The organism is Streptomyces sp. NPDC006283, assembly GCF_040613325.1.
Classification (GTDB): domain Bacteria; phylum Actinomycetota; class Actinomycetes; order Streptomycetales; family Streptomycetaceae; genus Streptomyces.
This window is the reverse complement of the sequence record NZ_JBEXRZ010000161.1, coordinates 1-16,224: the sequence shown is the minus strand read 5'-3', so window position 1 is coordinate 16,224 and position 16,224 is coordinate 1. Positions and strand designations below refer to the sequence as shown.

Sequence of the window (16,224 nt, the reverse complement as noted above, 5' to 3'; positions counted from 1 at the left end):
GGCGGCTACTCGCCACCCATAGGCCGGTGCGCGGAGATGAACGCTCCGTAGAGATCCTGGGCATGACTCTTGTTTCAGACGGCGGTCTGCGCTGGCCGCGACCGCCACCGCGCTTGCGCTCGGCGGCGGGCTGCTGCTGCCCCAGAGCGCGGCGAACGCCGGCACGACGGGCCCGGCACAGGCCCTTCTTCCGTGCCGCTCGGGCGCCCCCGCCAGTGGCCTGGAAGGCCCGATGCGCCGCGGGCCATGGACGCCCAACGCCACGGTGACGGGCAGGTGTGCGCTCCGCCCCAGTGGTCGCTCTTCGTGGCCCAGTCGTACGCGGCCCCGATCAGCGCGGCCGGGCCTCGCCGAAGATCAGGGCGAGTTGGGCGTCCAGCGCGGCGACTGCGTCCTTCTCTGCGTACTGCCGTGACAGCAGCTGCATGCCGAGGCCGTCGACGAGCGCCATCAGGCCGATCGCCGCGAGGTCGGGGGCGACGCTGTCCGCTCCGGCCGCCCGCAGCTGCTGCGCGATGAACCCGCGCATCCCCCTCGAGTCCTCGCGCAGTCCTGCCTGGATTGCCGGCTTCACCGCGGCGTACGCGAGGAACGCGAGCCCGACGTGGCCCTCGAGCCGTCGGGTGTCGTCGAGCGGCAGGATCTGGAGCAGGACGCCACGGACGAGTTCGCGCGGGGTCGCCGGCGCGGCCGCCGCCTCGGAGCGGGCGCGGATCCGGTCCGCGACCATGCCGAGCGCGAACGTCATCATCTCGTCCTTGGTGCGGAAGTAGTGCTGCACCATCCCGGTCGAGACGCCCGCTTCGGCCGCCACCTGGCGCAGGCTCACGCCTTCCAGCCCTTGTGTGGCGGCAAGCCGCATCAGTGCGTCGGCGAGCAGTTCTCGGCGTTCACGGTGGTCGACCTTGCGCGGCATGCAGCCACTTTACATTGCACCTGTATTGTCATGGCTATACATTGCGGTCGTATTGGAAACTGGTGTGGTCGGTCATGGAGGACGTGGTCGGCACGAAGGAGGTGGCCGGCATGAACGTGCTCGAGCTGACGGCGATCGGCAGCGGACAGCAGGACCTGGTGGGCGGCAAGGCCGCCGGTCTCGCCCGACTGATCCGCCTCGGCGAGCGGGTGCCGGACGGCTTCTGCGTGACGACCGAGGCGTACGGGAGCGGGGAGGTGCCGCGCGCCGAGGTGCTCGCAGCCTACGAACGCCTCGGCGACGGACCGGTCGCGGTCCGCTCCAGCGCCACCGCCGAAGACCTGCCGCACGCGAGCTTCGCCGGCCAGCAGGACACGTACCTCGGCGTCACGGGCGGCGAGGCGCTGATCGAGGCGATCGAGGCCTGCTGGGCCTCGCTGCACACCGAGCGCGCGACCGCCTACCGCGAGGCCAACGGCATCCCGCACGACTGTGTCCGTATGGCCGTCGTCGTGCAGCGCATGATCGACGCCGACGTCGCGGGCGTGTTGTTCACCGCTGACCCGCTGACCGGCTCGCGCAGCGCGAGCGTGGTCGACGCCGCGCCGGGACTGGGGACGGCGGTCGTCGACGGAGCGGCGGCAGCGGACCACTACGTGCTGGACGGCACGCAGGACGGAGAGCGCGGCTGCCTCACACCGGCCCGCCTCAAGGAACTGCGCACGGCCGGTGAGCGGATCAAGGAACTGCTCGGCACGGAGCAGGACATCGAGTGGGCCTACGACCACGACGGGAAGCTGTGGCTGTTGCAAGCGCGCCCGATCACCACGCTCTTTCCCGCTCCCCCGCCGAGCGACAAGCCGGGCCCGCGGCTCTACGTCGAGTTCGGCCACGTGCAGGGGATGGTGCGCCCCGCCACCCCCATGGGCATGTCGACGCTGAAGTCGATGCTGGCGGGCATGCTCGCGGCGTTCGGCCTGACGGTCGAGATCATCGACATCGGCGGGCGGCTGTACGGCGACCTGACCGATGCGCTGCGCGACCCCTCGACCCGGCAGCGGCTCGTCAAGCTGATGGCGGTCGACTTCGGGCCGCGTGCACAGAAGGTGGTCGAGCACCTCCTGGACGACCCGCGGTTCGCGCCGCAAAAGACTCCCCGTAAGCGCAATGCCGCCGCGATGAAGACCGGACCGAAGGCGGCCGCCGGGATCCTCGGCGCGCTGGCCCGTCCGGCGCGGGCGCGGGCCCGTGTCTTCGGCGAGATCGAACGCCTCCGCCGGCAGCCGGTCACCGATCCGGCCACGGCGGCGGAGCTGTTGGACCTGGTCGAGCGGGACGCGGAGTCGAGCACACGCGCCGACGCGATCATCTGGCCCGTCGTCAGCGGACTCGCCGTATCCGCCGCACTGCCGCCGCTGCTCAAGGGCATCGCGAGCGAGGACGAGATCCGCACGGTGCTCGGCGGCATGCCGTACAACGTCACGATCGAGATGGACCTCGCCCTGTGGAAGGTGGCCCGCCACGCAGAGCCGCACCGCGAGATGCTGCTCAGCACCCCGCCATCGGACCTCGCTGCGGCCCAACTGGCGGGCAGCCTGCCGGACTTCGGCCTCGACGCGTTCCTCGAGAGGTACGGCACCCGGTCGGCCGCCGAGGTCGACGTCGGCGTACCGCGCTGGGCCGAGGACCCGGCACCGGTGTTCACGATGCTCGCCAACTACCTGCGCGTCACCGACCCCGAGCAGGCCCCGGATCGTCGCTTCGAGCGCGCCGCGGAGAGGGGCGAGTCGATGCTCACCGAACTCGCCCGGCGGGCCCGTCGCCAGCAGGCGCTGCGCGGTCGCCTCGCCGGCTTCTTCCTGCGCAGGTCAAGGGAGTTGTCCGGGCTGCGCGAGGCGGGCAAGTTCGCCGGGCTCTACGCCTTGCGCGACCGCCGCCGCCGCCTGCTCCTGATCGGTGCGGAGCTTCATGCGAAGGGGTTGCTTGCAGGCCCTGACGACGTGATGTTCCTCGAACTCCCCGAGCTGCGCACGGCAGTGGAGACCGGTGCCGACCTGCGCGACACGATCGCCGGCCGGCGCGCGCAGTACGCGCGCGAACTGCGCCGCCGCACCGTTCCGGTCGCCCCGCTCTCGGACGGTACGGATGTGGAGACGCTCCTGCCGGCCCCGCCGTCCGACGGCCGGTCGCTCACCGGCATGGGCGCGGCATCCGGTCGCGTCACCGGCCGAGCCCGTGTGGTCCGCGACCCCTCCGACGCGTCCATCGAACCCGGCGAGATCCTCGTCGCCCCGACGACCGACCCGGGCTGGACCCCGCTGTTCCTCACAGCCGGCGGCCTCGTCACGGAGACCGGCGCCGTGATGGCCCACGGGCCCACGGTCGCCCGCGAGTACGGCATCCCGGCCGTCATCTGCGTTCCGGCCGCCACCGAACGCATCCGCACGGGCCAGCTGATCACCGTCGACGGCGCCACGGGCACGGTCACGCTTGATGGCTGAAGGGGAATCTCCCATCGTCATGGATCATCCCGCGGCCTGGCTCCGTGCATCGGCGTGCGGTACCGGACGTACCTGCTCCGCTCTGCGCTCGCCGTACTCGCACCCGCTTGACGCCGCCGCAGCGCTCGCATCAGTCAACTTCTCGGCCGTGAACGACCGAGCTTGTTCGCTCTGTCGTTGACGCCTTGTCGCGCTCCCGACTGCCCCCTACGGCAGGGCGGTCACGGGTCGCATCTACCACGAGGGAGCTGTTCAGGTCCTTTGTGGTACGGGTTCGTTGACGAGAACCCACGCCGAGCGTGCTCGATTGCGCACGTTGACCCCGGCGACGTGGTCGGCCGGGCCAGCGAGCCCGCACCGACGACAGCAGAAGACGTCCCGGACGGGACGATTGTTCCTCGCCGTGTGCCCACATCTGGGACACATTTGCGAGGTGTAGTGTGCGTCCACCGCCATCACCGGCACCCCGGCCCGCCGGGCCTTGTACCGGATGTGTTCCTCGAGCTGGTGGAACGGCCAGGAGGAGAGCGTGGCCCGCTGGTCGCGAGATGGCCGTACCCGGTCACGAATGCCACTCAAGTCTTCGAGGGCGACACCACGTCCGGTGCGTTGTGCGACGGCCACGATCTCCTTACTGATCCTGTGATTGACGTGCGCGGCGTGCCGGGCCTCCTTCTTCGCACGACGCTTGGCCCGCCGAGCAGCGGACCTACTGCGCTTCGCCTGCAACTCGGCACGCTTACGGGCATGCCAACGCCGGTAGCGGCCAAGACGACGACCCTGATAGTTGGACCCGTCGGAGCCGTCGCCACTGACAACAGCCGAAAGCACAGGTCACGACCGACACGAAGGGAACTCCGCCGCTTCGCGGCTCCGCTCCAAAGACCCATTCCCCGGCCTGAAGGCCGGAGCCTCCTGGGAGAAGCAGGTGAATCCGTTCTCTTCCGCCTGTCACATTTCTCTGTCCCGACGTGTCAGGACAGTGACAGCAGCATGAAGGCCATGAGGAGACTGCGATGGAAACACGTTCGATCACGGCGGAGGTCACGATGGTCCCGCGGATGTCCGAGGATCCCGCGGAGCTCGTCCCCGAACTGGCGGAAGTCTCGGCGGCGCTGTTCAAGGCCACCGGCAACGGTTCGGTACCCCGCTCCACGATCAGCCTGGTCCAGCTGCGTGCTGGTCAGATCGTCGGCAGCACCTATCTGACCGTTCTGCACACGGGATTCCTGCGCAAGGCCGGGCAGTCGGAGGAGCGGATCACGTCGGTGGCGTCATGGCAGGACTCGCCGTATTTCACTGGTGCCGAGCGTGCCGCGCTGGCACTTGTGGAAGCCGTGCTTCAGCCGTCCGTGGACGGCGAGAGGGTCTCCGACGAGCTGTATGCGCAGGCGGCCGAGCACTACGAGGCCAAGGCGCTCGCCACGCTGATGTTCGCGATCGGCCAGGTCGGCTTCTTCATCTCCGTAGCGCTCATCGCCAAGCCGGTGCCCGGCCGTTCGTTCACCGACCCGTGGAATTGAGGACATCGGGGCAGGACTTGACGTGATGCAGCGCTCGACCGTGTGGCGGTCCTGGTGGAGCGTGCCGTCGTAGTCGGCCGGGCGGCTGCCCTTGGAGCCCTTCGTTTCACAGGTGGTCCGCCGCCCTCACGGGCGGCGGACCATCCTTCGCTCCCACGTGACCCAGACGGTCGCCGCGCGGCGTCACGAGCTCGGGACGAAGGCGACTCGGAATGCGCGAGGCCAGTTCTTGCCGGTGATCAGGAACAGGTCGGTTCCTGGGACTGCGGCGATGCCGTTGAGTTGGTTGGCCCCGCGCTGTTCGGACGGGGTGAGGAGCGCGGAGGCGTCGATGTGTGCGGTGACGACGCCGGTGTGCGGGTCGATGCGCTTGAACGTGTCCGTCGGGTGGACATTGGCGTAGAGGGCGCCGTCGGGTGCGCATTCCAGTTCGTTGAGCCCGGTCACGGGTCGGCCGTCCTGGCGCACGCTGATGCCGCCTGTCACTGCGAAGGTGGTCGGGTCGCGGAACGTGAGCCGGTCGGTGCCGTCGCTCATGACCAGTCGTTCCTGCCCGGCGATGCGCTGGTGGCAGAGGCCCCAGCCCTCGCCCTGGTAGGTGACCCGGCGGCGCTCCTGCAGTGTTCGGGGGTCGCGCTCGATGGCGATGCCGTCGCGCCAGGTGAGCTGCCAGAGCCTGTCGCCGACCACAGTGATGCCCTCGCCGAACAGCGGCGCAGGCAGTTCGGCGCGGACCGTCGGGGCCCGGCCCGGTGGTCCCGCACGCACGGAGGACCGGCCGACCAGGCCGGTGCTCTCGTAAAGAGTGGTGCCGTGGAACTCCAGGCCCTGGGTGAAGGCTTCAGGATCGTGAGGGAGGACGTCTCGCACCTGGATCCGCAGCAGCTGGACCTCGGGCCTGTGCGTACTGCGCCCGGGCGTGGGTCGTTCCGTGAGGGGCGGGGGCGCGACGTGCGGTGCGGATGCCGTCACCTGGCTGTCTGCCGGCACGTGGCCATGGGCGTCAGTCACGACGGCCGGCTGCGCGGTGCGGTCATGCCGGGTGGCAACGTTCCCCACTGCGAGGATGCCGAGGAAGAATGCCCCGGCCAGCGTCGCCGCGACAGCCGGCGCGAGGGGCTTGGGCACAGAGCATTCCCATCCTGGTCGTTTCACAGCCCCAGAGCGCCGGGCCGGGGGCGTAGGTGTGTCCCGGGACACGGTTCCACACGATGGCCGGCACCGCAGCCGGGCCGCCACCAGGGGGCGGCGGCCCGGATCGGCGTGCGCGGTGGCGGTGGCGGTGGTGAGAGGGACTTCGCCGAGGATGGCGCGCGGCCGTGGACAGGGCATGGTGCTGGCTCAGCCCGGATCTCGCGTCTTCGTGCGGGCTGCCGGTGAGGCACGCTCGAAAACCAGTGGAGCAGCGCCGCTGTGCGCCATTACCGTGCTGCCGGCCCAAGTCGTCTGGTCAAGGACGTGCCGTTGTACACCGTGTGAGACCTCCCGAGCGCTGATCTGTCGCGCGTCGCGCATGTGCGCCGCGCTCCTTTTTGCTGCGGACTTCTCACTGAAACCGGTGTACTTCTGTGCTCAACAACTGGGTTGTCGTGCCCACCTGCCTGCCGCTCGTTCTCCGCCGTTGCCACGCGTGCGCGTCCGAGCGCTTCCGGGCAAGCGGTAAATTCCGCGTCAACGCACACCACAAGCTCATCGACGCCTGGCTCCTCGTGCTCTGCACCGCTTGCGGGGACACCGCAAAACTCACGGTCCTGGAGCGGATGAATGTGCGCTCCGTACGACCTGAGCTGCTGGGCCGGCTGCATGACAACGATCCCGGCCTGACAGCTGAGCTGCTCCAGGATCCGGGCGTGCAGCACCGTAATCGCATCGCCCTCGACTGGGACAACGCCTGGCGCCTCGACACCGGCGGATCGGATCACCTGGACCGCGAGGTGATCGACGTCTCGGTCCGCTTTGCGGCGCGGATCCCTGTCCGGCCGGTGGGACTGATCGCTGAAGGCTGCGGTCTTTCGCGGGCCGAGGTCGAGAGACTGATCACGGAGGGAAAACTCGTTTCGGCAGTCCGGCTGAGCGGCAAGCGCTCCGGCGGCTTCACCTTCACGCTCAAGCGCTGAACCCTCCTCGGGACCATGGGCCTGTCCGGCATGATCCGCCGGGCAGGCCCAGGGCGTGATCCGCTTGACCTGGTCGCGGGTCAACGCTGCACTGTGGCGGGACGTCACGAGGCATGGTGTCGGTATCCCGTGGAGGCAGCAGCAGCAGTGGCTCCTCCCCCGGCGCTGAAGCCGGAGCTTCTCGCTGTGCCGCGCGCTCTGTCAGGAGTGGGTGCAGGTGGAGGTACGGGGGTGGCCGGGGGTGCGCAAGACGAGGACGGCCATGTCGTCGTGCCCGTCGCTGGGGTGGTGGTCGGCCAGGGCGCTGCACAGTTCGTGGACCGGTTCGCCGGCGTGGCGGTAGGCGGTCACCGCGAGGGAGTCCAGGCCCCGGTCCAGTGGCTCGTCGTGACGCTCCACCAGTCCGTCCGTGTACATGATCACGGTACTGTCCGGCGGCAGCGCGTAGGAGTGGTCGGGCCGCGGCGCCTCCGCGTCGACCCCGAGCGGGAGACCGGGTTCGGCCTCCAGATAGCTCACCTGCCCGTTCGGCAGGAGCACAAGAGGCGGCGGATGGCCGGCGTTGCTCCAGTGCAGCGTCCAGCCGTCGCCATGGGGCTTGATACGGGCCACACAGGCGGTGGTGATCGTGTGATCGCCCGTCGCGTGCATGATCCGATCCAGCCGGCTCAGCGCGGCACTGGGATCGGTCCGGCCGTCGAAGCTCAGGGCCCGCAGCATGCTGCGGATCTGGGACATGGCGGCCGCGGCCTTCAGGTCGTGGCCGACGACGTCCCCGATGATGGCCACACAGGAGTCGTCGGCCAGCTTGACCGCGTCGTACCAGTCACCGCCCAGGTGTCCGGGCGCGCTCGCCGGCCGGTAGATCGTGCACGCCTCGAACGGGTCCAGGTCCAGCAGTTGGGGCAGCAGCAGCCGCTGGAACTGCTCGGAGCTGGTGCGCACCTGCTGGTAGAGCCGCGCGTTCTCGATCGCCACGCCGGCGGTCCCGGCCAGCGCCAGAATGACGCCTTCGTCGTGCGCGTCGAAGGCCTTTCCGTCCTTGCGCTCCGACAGATACAGGTTCCCGTAGACACGGCCGCGCACTGAGACCGCGACCCCGAGCAGCGACCGCATCGGCGGATGACCCGGTGGAAAGCCGGCCGATTCCGGATGCCGCCCGATGTCGACCACCCGGAGCGGCTCCGGATGGTGGATCAGATGTCCCAGCAAGCCACGGCCCCGCGGCAGCTCCACCCCGGACAGGTCGTTCAGCTCCTGGGAGTTGAGGCCGAGGGGGATGAACTCCGAGAGGAACTCGCCGCTCTCGTCCAGCACACCCATGGCGCCGTAGCGAGCGCCTACCAGCTCCATGGCGGTGCGCACGATCCGACGCAGCACGCCGGGCAGCTCCAGATTGCTGCTGATGCCCATGACCGCCTCGAGCAGGCCCTGCAGACTGCGCTGGGCGCGGGCCAGGGCGTGCATCTGCTCCCCGATGCGGTCCAGGTCCGAACTGAGCGGCAGGTTCAGCAGGGACGTGTAGGGCACGTCCGGCGGCGGCACCCCCGGGTCCCCGTCCTCAGTCACCGGCTCGCTCCCCTGTCCACCCGTGGACGGCCTTGTGCAGGACGTCCATCCGGACATGGGACCACGGGTGCGCCCCGGCTCCGCGCTTCAGATGCGCAGAGTGCGCCATTCGGCACACAGAAGCGACTCCACGGTGTGCCCCCAGCGGCGAATCCCGGCTGCCCTGCTCCGCAGGGTCCGTCTCCTCTCCCCCACCACGCGCCGCGATACAAGTGGGCGGCGAGCGCGGTGATCACCGCGATCACGAGAACGGTGCGACGCGTGGCCTGGCGCAGGAAACGCACCAACGTGTCGTAGATGACGGCGGCCGCGTCCGGGGGCAGGGCCGCAGGGGGTACCGGGTCCAGGTACACCCCTCCTCATCACGGCGAGGGCGACGAGGAGCACGATCGACTTCTCCCTCTCCCGGGCCACATGTCACTCGGGCAGACGCCGCATCTCCACGACGCGCAGGCCGAGGTCGCGGAAGCGGCCGAGCAGCCCGAACAGGTGGGCGTCGTCCGTCACGGTTCCCAGGAACAGCGTCTGCCTGGCCGCCGGCACCGTCTCCAACTCGGGAAAGGCGTCGCTCAACGGCTTGGAGACGAGGCCGGTGACACGGAACTCGTAGCGCATACCTGCTCGCACCTCCCGACCCGGCAGAGGACTCGCCACTACGCTGCACCCTCCGGCGGTGCGCCACCTCACCCGGAGGGGGTGAGCGGGTCAGATGAGGTGCAGTTGCCGACCGCGCTCCACGGCCTCCCGCCGCCGGGAGACCCCGAGTTTGCGGTAGATGCTGCGCAGGTGGGTCTTGACGGTGTTGGTCGACACACACAGTTCGGTGGCGATCTCGTCCGTCGACATCATCCGCGCGACCTGTTCGAGCACCTCGCGTTCCCGGGGGCTCAATGCCTCGATCGGGACCGGCCCGCCGAGGCCGGGCGGCGGTCGCGTGGTGAGCCAGTCCAGCGTGCCGTGCCGGCCTTCGGGGCCCGTGAGCACACGCCAGACCCACGGCCCGGCCTGGTGGAAGGGTCTGCGGAGCTGTTCCGGGCGGGCCCGTTCCGCGGCCTGTTCGAGCAGCTCACGGGCGGTGCCCGGGTCGCCGTCCAGCACCGCGGCACGGGCCCGTAGCACGTCCAGGCGTACGCGATCCGGCAGGCTCAGTCCCGGCGCGTCGTCCAGCCCGGCCAGCAGGGGCTCTGCCTGCGCGGGGTGTCCGGCGACGAGGTGTGCCTCTGCCAGAGCCAAGGTCCACGAGGCTCCGTCGCGGCCGACTCCGTCCAGGACGGTGAAGGCGGTCGCCGGGTCCCCATGGGCGAGCGCTGCGCCGGCGTGTGCCAGGGCGCGGCGCTCGTACAGCCATGCCGGCGCCGTTGGCTCGGGGGGCTGGGGGCCGGGCTCGGCGAGGGACCCGACGGCTTCGTGCCATCTGCCCAGGGCGGCCGCGACGAGCGACCCCAGCACGGACCGTTCGGTGACGAGCACGAGGTCCGAACCGGTGTCGGGCATCGCGTCGGCCGAGGTGAGGTGTCCGGCGGCGATGCGGACGTCAGCGCGTTCGGCGGCCACCGCGGCAAGTGCGAGATGGCCGGCCCCCGAGCGGTGGGACTCGGGTACGGCACGCTCGTCGGCCAGGGCAAGGGACGCGCGCGCGTCCTCCTCGGCGGCGTTCAGCTCCCCTGCCATGGCCTCGCCGAGGGCGAGTCGGCCCAGGGTCTGGTGCCGCACGACGTCGGTCGTCTCTCCTGAGCACGCCTGCATCGTCTGTTCGAAAGCGGTTCGGGCCTCGTCCAGACGGCCGGTACGCAGACGGGCGCAGGCATTGCCGTACAGGCGCAGTGCTTCGATCTCGGGGTGACGCACGATCGCCTCGTGCGGCACGCGCGCCATCAGGCCGGCGACTCGGCTCGCTGCTTCGTCGACCGCGGCGCCGTCGTCGTCGGTGAACGGCTCGGACAGCAGCCGCAGCAGGGCGTGGGTGAGCTGCTCCTCCGGCCCGCACGGCGGTTCCATGTGGTCCTCGGCGCGTTTCAGCGATGCCCGGCAGCCGGCGAGGTCCTGGCGGGAGAGCCGGCAGGCGGCGGTGACCAGGGCGGGTTCGGCGCCGTCCACCGAGTCGGGCATCGGTGTGAAGATGCGCGCGAGTGCGCCGTTGTCCGAGTCGGTCACAAGAGCGCCCACCATCAGGTGGCGGACCGCTTGGGCTGCGGCGAACTGCCAGTCACCGCTGAGGGCGGCGTGGCCCAGTGCCGGGGTGATCCGGCCGGAGTCGGCCAGCCAGCGTGCGGCGCGGTGGTGCAGCCGCGTTTCGAGGCCGGGGCGCTTGCTGCTCAGATGGGCGTGCAGGACCGCGGCGAACAGTGGATGGAAGCGGTACCAGCCCGTGTCGGCGATCGGTTCCACGAAGGCTTGGGCCCGTGCCAGGAGCGTCAGGATGCGGTCGCCGTCCGATCGCGCCGTCAGGGCGTCGGCGAGGCGGGGATGCACCTGGTCGAGGATGCTGGCGCGCAGCAGCAGTTCCCGTGTCGCCGTCGGCTGCGTCTCGAGGACCTCGGTGAGCAGGTAGTCGGCGACCGCGTGCTCGGAGGCGCTGAACGACCGGGCGAAGCCGTCCGGGTCGTGCGACCGTTCCATGGCCAGGGCACACAGCCGCAGGCCCGCCGCCCAGCCCCCGGTGCGGCCGACCAGGGCCTCCACCACGTCCCTGCCGGGTGTCAGGCCGTGGCCCTTCAGCAGTTCCGCCGCCTCGTGCGCCGTGAACGCGAGATCGCTGCCCCTGATCTCGTACAGGCGTTGCTCCGCGCGGTACCGGTGGAGCGGCAGCAACGGGTCCTCGCGGCTGAGCAGGACCAGCCTCAGGCGAGGCCCGGCGCGCTCCACGAGGAAGCTCAGGCCGGCCGGAACATCGTGCCCGCGGACCTTGTCGAACCCGTCGAGGACGAGGACGACCGGCGCGGGAAGCGACTCGACGGCGGCGGCGAGGCGGATCAGCGTCGAGTGGTCCACATCGCCGGCGCCGGCCGGAACGCCGACACCCTGCAGTGCGCTGCCGCCGCGCCGGAAGCCGTCCAGAACGTACGCCCAGAAGGTTGCGGGCCCGTCATCCGCGTCGAGCGTCACCCACACGACCGGGCCGGGAATCACGTCGGAGCGCGCCCAGGACGCGGCCAGCGCGGTCTTCCCGACGCCTGCCGCACCGGTGATCACCGTCAGAGGTCCCTTCGCCCCCTCGCTGAGCCGGCTCAGCAACCGCTGCCTGGTCACCAGGGTGGCGGGGTGCAGCGGCACGGTCAGTTTGGCTGCGAGCAGGGGGTCGCCCGACGGGTCGAGCCGGCCGGGCCGGGAAGGGGACGGCCGGGGACCTGCGTCACTCCGCGAGCCCCTGCGGCTGTCACGGCGTGAAGGAGTCATGTGCAGCACCACCCCCAGGCAGGGGCAGCCCGCCCGCTCCATGAGGTTCCGATCCGGATGTCCGGACGGAAAGGGGTCGTTTCCGGGTGAGCGGGCGGACACCTTCATGGTCACGCCCGTCGCCGGTGATCGCCAGGTGACCGCTCTGCGGGGTGCCGGCATCCCGGTCGCCCGCTTCGGGTGGTGCGCGCGCGGCGGCGTCGCCGTCCAATGGGGTCCACGAAGGGTGGAAGGCGTGTGCGGGAGGAGGAATCACGTGAAGAGGCGGTGGGAAGCGCGCCTGGCGCTTCTCTCCGGGACGGCGGCCCTGGTGCTGCTCCTGGTGTCCGCCGGGCTGCGCGGCGTCGCTCTCGTGGCGGTCGGCCTGGCAGGGCTCGCGGTCACGGCGGCCGGTGTGTGGTGGGTGCTGGCGCACAGCGGCGTGGCGAGGGTGCTGGCACTGGTGCTCGTCCTGGCCGCCCCCGCGGCGGTACTGGTGACGTACGCGGTCGTCGGGATGCTGTGGGAGGTGCTGCTGGCGACGGGTCTGTGGGCGGTGGCCGGCACCCTGGGCAGATCCGCGCTCGCAGGAACCGCGGAAGGCGTGCCCGAGCGGCGTGTCGGTGCGCCGCGACGGCCTTTCCTCATCATGAATCCGCGTTCCGGGGGCGGGAAGGTCGGCAGGTTCCGGCTCAAGGAGAAGGCCGAGGCCCTGGGGGCCGAGGTCGTCGTGCTGGACCCGGCCCACCCGCAGGACGTGGCCGTGCTCGCACGCCGGGCCATCGACCGGGGCGCAGATCTCGTGGGGGTCGCGGGGGGTGACGGCACACAGGCTTTGGTCGCCGCCGTGGCCGCGGACCGTGACGTGCCGTTCCTGGTGATCTGTGCGGGAACCCGCAACCACTTCGCGCTGGATCTCGGACTCGACCTCGACGACCCGTCGACGTGCCTGGAGGCGCTCACGGACGGTGTGGAAGTGCGGGTCGACCTGGGCTTCATCGGTGAGCGGAGCTTCGTCAACAACGCGTCCTTCGGGACCTACGCGGCCGTGGTGCAAAGGCCGGAGTACCGGGACGACAAGGTGCGGACCACGCTCCGTTCGCTCCCGGAACTGCTGACCCGCCGCACCGGGCCCCACCTCGTCGTGCGCGCGGAGAACGTGGCCGTCGAGGCACCGCAGGCCGTGCTGGTCAGCAACAACCTCTACCGCACGGGGGATTGGGCAGGCCTGGGCCGGCGGGACCGGCTGGACCAGGGGACGCTGGGTGTGCTGAGCGTCAGGGTGGACAACGCGGCACAGGCCGCCGGGCTGCTGCGCGGCCGGTCGGGCCCCGGACTGATCTCGCTGTCCGCGCGGGAGGTGGTCGTCGACGCGGACGCCGCGCAGCTGGACGTCGGTGTCGACGGGGAGGCGCTCACCCTTCCCGCACCCGTGCGCTGCCGCAGCGCGCCGGGGGCGCTGCGTGTGGTGCTGCCCCGTCACCGCCGGGGAAAGCGCTCCCGAGCGGCGATGAACTGGCGGGAGGTGCGCAGGCTCGCGCTGTCCAGTGGCCGGCTCCCGGCCCGGGACGCGTCCGGTGAGCCGGTGCCGGCCGAGGAGGGCACGGGTGGGGCCCGGCCGGCCGGGGCCGTCCCTGCGGTGCCGAGCGCGGCGGCATACGAGCCGGGCTCGGCACCGGACGCCGGCGACCGGCCCCGGGCCGTGGGGCGGCGCGGCTTGGGGCGGGCACACGGCCGGGTCCATCGCCGGCCGTGGCGACGTCCTCCGCGCGACGTGTCGAGGATCGACTACACCGGTGCCGTGTACGGCTCGCTGCTGGCAGGGTCGGTGGTCGTCGGCGCCGGGGCGCTCGGCTCCTACCCCCGTGTGCAGCTGGCCGCTCTCCTGCTGTGCACCGGCGTGGTCTTCTGGGCGGCGCACGTGTACGCCCACCTCTTCGGCGCCAGTCTGGTGAACGAGCGCTTGACCGGCAAGGAGGTCCGCCGTGTGTGCGCCGACGAGCGGCCCATCATCGAAGCCGCCGTGCCACCGGCCCTCGCGGTGCTGGTCGGCCCCCTGTTCGGGCTGGGGATCCAGGCGTCGATGTGGCTGGCGCTCGCCGTCGCCATAGCCGATCAGGTCGTCTGGGCGGCCGTCGGAGCGGTGCGTGCGGGCGCCACCCGCCGTGTGGTCGCGATCTCCGTGGTGGTGAACCTCCTGCTGGGCGGGTTCATCGTGGGTGCCAAGGCTGTGCTGACGCACTGACACTTCCGTGCTTCGGCGCTCGTCTTCCCGGCCCGCAGCGAGCCGGAGCACTCTCGTGATCATCTCCGGTGACTTCGCCGGGGCGCTCGTCCCCCGGGGTCGTACGGGGGCGCTGCGGGCGATCGTCACGAACGGCCGCTCTGCTGACGACATGAGCAATCGCCCGCCGTAATGTCGCGGTTGGTGACCATGTGGTGACTGCCTGACTGATTCCAGCACCTGTTCGACGAGATGATGCGCGTGCTCCGCCGACGTGCTCAGCGGTCCCGTCCGTACCGTGCGGCCGCGGGAGGAGGCGACGTGGTGAAGAAGTGGCGGGGCCTGGCCGTCCTGGGCACGGCGCAGTTCCTGATGGTTCTGGACACCTCGGTCATGAACGTGTCGATCAGCCAGCTCGTGGAGGACTTCGACACCGACGTCACCTCCATCCAGGGCGTCATCACTCTCTACACCCTGGTCATGGCCGCCTTCATGATCACCGGCGGCAAGGTCGGCGACATGATGGGACGCCGGCGTGCGTTCGCCGCCGGCCTGGTCGTGTACGGCGTGGGATCGGCTCTGACCGCGGTCTCGCCGGAGTTGTGGACGCTTGCGCTCGGCTGGTCCGTGATCGAGGGACTGGGTGCGGCGATGGTGCTTCCCGCCCTCGCGGCGCTCGTGGCCGGTGCCTACCAAGGGCGCGACCGCGCCATCGCCTACGGCGTGATCGGTGGCCTGGCCGGAGCGGGCATCGCCGTCGGTCCGCTTGTCGGCGGGTGGGTGACGACGTACCTGTCCTGGCGGCTGGTGTTCGCCGCCGAGGCCGTCGTGGTCGTGGCCCTCCTGTGCTGCGTGTGGTGGATCACCGCACCTGCGGCTCGTGAGTCCCGCGCCCGTCTCGACACCGTCGGTGCCGTCCTGTCCGCTCTGGGCCTGAGCTGCGTGGTCCTCGGAGTCCTGCAGAGCAGCACCTGGGGCTGGGTGCGCCCGCGCAACTCCCCGGTCACCGTGTTCGGGTTCTCCCTCACCCTCTTCGTCGTCGCTGCGGGTGCCGTGCTCCTGTGGCTGTTCCGGACCTGGGAGCACCGGCAGGAGGCCCGCGGGCGTGAGCCACTGGTGCGCTTCTCGATCTTCCAGGTCCCGCCGCTGCGCGCCGGCCTCGTCATGCTGCTGGCCCAGAACCTCATCCTGCTCGGCCTGTTCTTCGCCATCCCCCTGTACCTGCAGATCGTGCAGGGCCTGAACGCTTTCGAGACCGGCCTGCGGTTGCTGCCGGTCTCGGTCACCATGTTCCTGGCCGCTCTGAGCGGCCCCCTCCTCGGCCGTGTCGCGGGGCCCCGGACAGTGGTCAGGATCGGACTGCTGGTCCTTCTCGTCGCCATCGTGTGGCTGCTCGCCACGATCCGGCCCCGGCTCGACGACACTTCCTTCGCCCTCGCCATGGCGGTACTGGGACTGGGGATGGGCCTCCTGGCCTCGCAGCTGGGCAACGTCGTGCAGTCCAGCGTCGACGAGGGGCAGCGCAGCGAGGCGGGAGGGCTTCAGTACTCGGCCCAGAACCTGGGGTCCTCCCTCGGTACGGCGCTCATCGGTTCTCTCCTGATCGGTGCCCTGGTGAGCGTCTTCATCAGCCAGATCGAGAACGATCCAGATGTCTCGGACGCCACTCGGCAGCAGGCCGGCATCGCCGTCGACGAGGGAGTCAGCTTCGTGCCGACCGACCAGGTGCGGTCCTCCGCCGAGCGCGCGGGGCTGCCGCCCCAGGAGGTGGACGAAGTGGTGAACGCGTACGCCGATGCCCAGCTGAACAGCCTCAAGGCGGCGGTCCTGGCGGTCGGCGGCGTCACTCTCGCCGCCTTCCCCTTCACGCGCCGGCTCCCCGCCACGGCGGAGCTCAGCCGGGCGTCCGGCACCGTCCGTGGCGTGGAGCGGAGGCGATGACATCCGGCCACCAGCCCGCCGCAGGCGGTGAGCGAGGGCCGCAGGGGCCCGCGTCGCG

At 70.9% G+C, this 16,224-nt stretch carries 11 protein-coding genes and 1 pseudogene; 5 read left to right on the top strand and 7 right to left on the bottom strand.

Features of this window, described 5'->3' with window-relative positions; all coding sequences use genetic code 11:
- Nucleotides 1–331 precede the first annotated feature (331 nt).
- Complete coding sequence (locus tag ABZ070_RS26710) at nucleotides 332–916, bottom strand: TetR family transcriptional regulator C-terminal domain-containing protein (protein WP_356637877.1); 585 nt, start codon at nucleotides 914–916, stop codon at nucleotides 332–334.
- Between the two features lie 110 nt (nucleotides 917–1,026).
- Here ABZ070_RS26710 and ABZ070_RS26705 point away from each other — a divergent pair, with 110 nt between their 5' ends.
- Nucleotides 1,027–3,417: a PEP/pyruvate-binding domain-containing protein gene (locus ABZ070_RS26705; RefSeq protein WP_356637876.1), complete on the top strand. Its 2,391-nt coding sequence runs from the start codon at nucleotides 1,027–1,029 to the stop codon at nucleotides 3,415–3,417.
- 252 nt (nucleotides 3,418–3,669) lie between these two features.
- Here ABZ070_RS26705 and ABZ070_RS26700 read toward each other — a convergent pair whose 3' ends face one another.
- The gene (locus tag ABZ070_RS26700) at nucleotides 3,670–4,248 is read right to left on the bottom strand and encodes a transposase (RefSeq protein ID WP_356637875.1); all 579 of its coding nucleotides are present in this window, start codon (nucleotides 4,246–4,248) and stop codon (nucleotides 3,670–3,672) included.
- Nucleotides 4,249–4,433: 185 nt separating this feature from the next.
- On the opposite strand from ABZ070_RS26700, the gene ABZ070_RS26695 reads away from it, so the two are divergent.
- Nucleotides 4,434–4,940 carry a carboxymuconolactone decarboxylase family protein gene (locus tag ABZ070_RS26695; RefSeq protein ID WP_356637874.1) on the top strand — a complete coding sequence of 169 codons (507 nt, stop codon included), beginning with the start codon at nucleotides 4,434–4,436 and terminating at the stop codon, nucleotides 4,938–4,940.
- Between the two features lie 183 nt (nucleotides 4,941–5,123).
- Here ABZ070_RS26695 and ABZ070_RS26690 read toward each other — a convergent pair whose 3' ends face one another.
- Nucleotides 5,124–6,068 carry a glutaminyl-peptide cyclotransferase gene (locus ABZ070_RS26690; RefSeq protein ID WP_356637873.1) on the bottom strand — a complete coding sequence of 315 codons (945 nt, stop codon included), beginning with the start codon at nucleotides 6,066–6,068 and terminating at the stop codon, nucleotides 5,124–5,126.
- A 440-nt stretch (nucleotides 6,069–6,508) separates the two neighbouring features.
- Here ABZ070_RS26690 and ABZ070_RS26685 point away from each other — a divergent pair, with 440 nt between their 5' ends.
- Entirely contained in the window at nucleotides 6,509–7,057 is a 549-nt protein-coding gene (locus tag ABZ070_RS26685; protein ID WP_356637872.1) for a DUF1062 domain-containing protein, read from the top strand.
- A 201-nt stretch (nucleotides 7,058–7,258) separates the two neighbouring features.
- Here ABZ070_RS26685 and ABZ070_RS26680 read toward each other — a convergent pair whose 3' ends face one another.
- The 4 genes and pseudogenes from ABZ070_RS26680 to ABZ070_RS26665 form a co-directional block, all read right to left on the bottom strand.
- A complete protein-coding gene (locus ABZ070_RS26680) occupies nucleotides 7,259–8,524 on the bottom strand; it encodes a GAF domain-containing SpoIIE family protein phosphatase (RefSeq protein WP_356637879.1) in 1,266 nt (421 codons plus the stop codon).
- Between the two features lie 308 nt (nucleotides 8,525–8,832).
- A pseudogene (locus tag ABZ070_RS26675) lies at nucleotides 8,833–9,016 on the bottom strand (hypothetical protein); the annotation flags it as partial.
- A gap of 27 nt (nucleotides 9,017–9,043) precedes the next feature.
- On the bottom strand, nucleotides 9,044–9,241 hold the full coding sequence (locus ABZ070_RS26670; protein WP_356637871.1) for a hypothetical protein: 198 nt from the start codon (nucleotides 9,239–9,241) through the stop codon (nucleotides 9,044–9,046).
- 90 nt (nucleotides 9,242–9,331) lie between these two features.
- Nucleotides 9,332–12,022 (bottom strand): LuxR C-terminal-related transcriptional regulator, encoded by a 2,691-nt coding sequence (locus ABZ070_RS26665; protein WP_356637870.1) that lies wholly within the window; start codon nucleotides 12,020–12,022, stop codon nucleotides 9,332–9,334.
- 256 nt (nucleotides 12,023–12,278) lie between these two features.
- On the opposite strand from ABZ070_RS26665, the gene ABZ070_RS26660 reads away from it, so the two are divergent.
- The gene (locus ABZ070_RS26660) at nucleotides 12,279–14,246 is read left to right on the top strand and encodes a diacylglycerol kinase family protein (RefSeq protein ID WP_356637869.1); all 1,968 of its coding nucleotides are present in this window, start codon (nucleotides 12,279–12,281) and stop codon (nucleotides 14,244–14,246) included.
- Nucleotides 14,247–14,549: 303 nt separating this feature from the next.
- Nucleotides 14,550–16,166 carry an MFS transporter gene (locus ABZ070_RS26655; RefSeq protein ID WP_356637878.1) on the top strand — a complete coding sequence of 539 codons (1,617 nt, stop codon included), beginning with the start codon at nucleotides 14,550–14,552 and terminating at the stop codon, nucleotides 16,164–16,166.
- The last annotated feature ends 58 nt before the right edge of the window (nucleotides 16,167–16,224 follow it).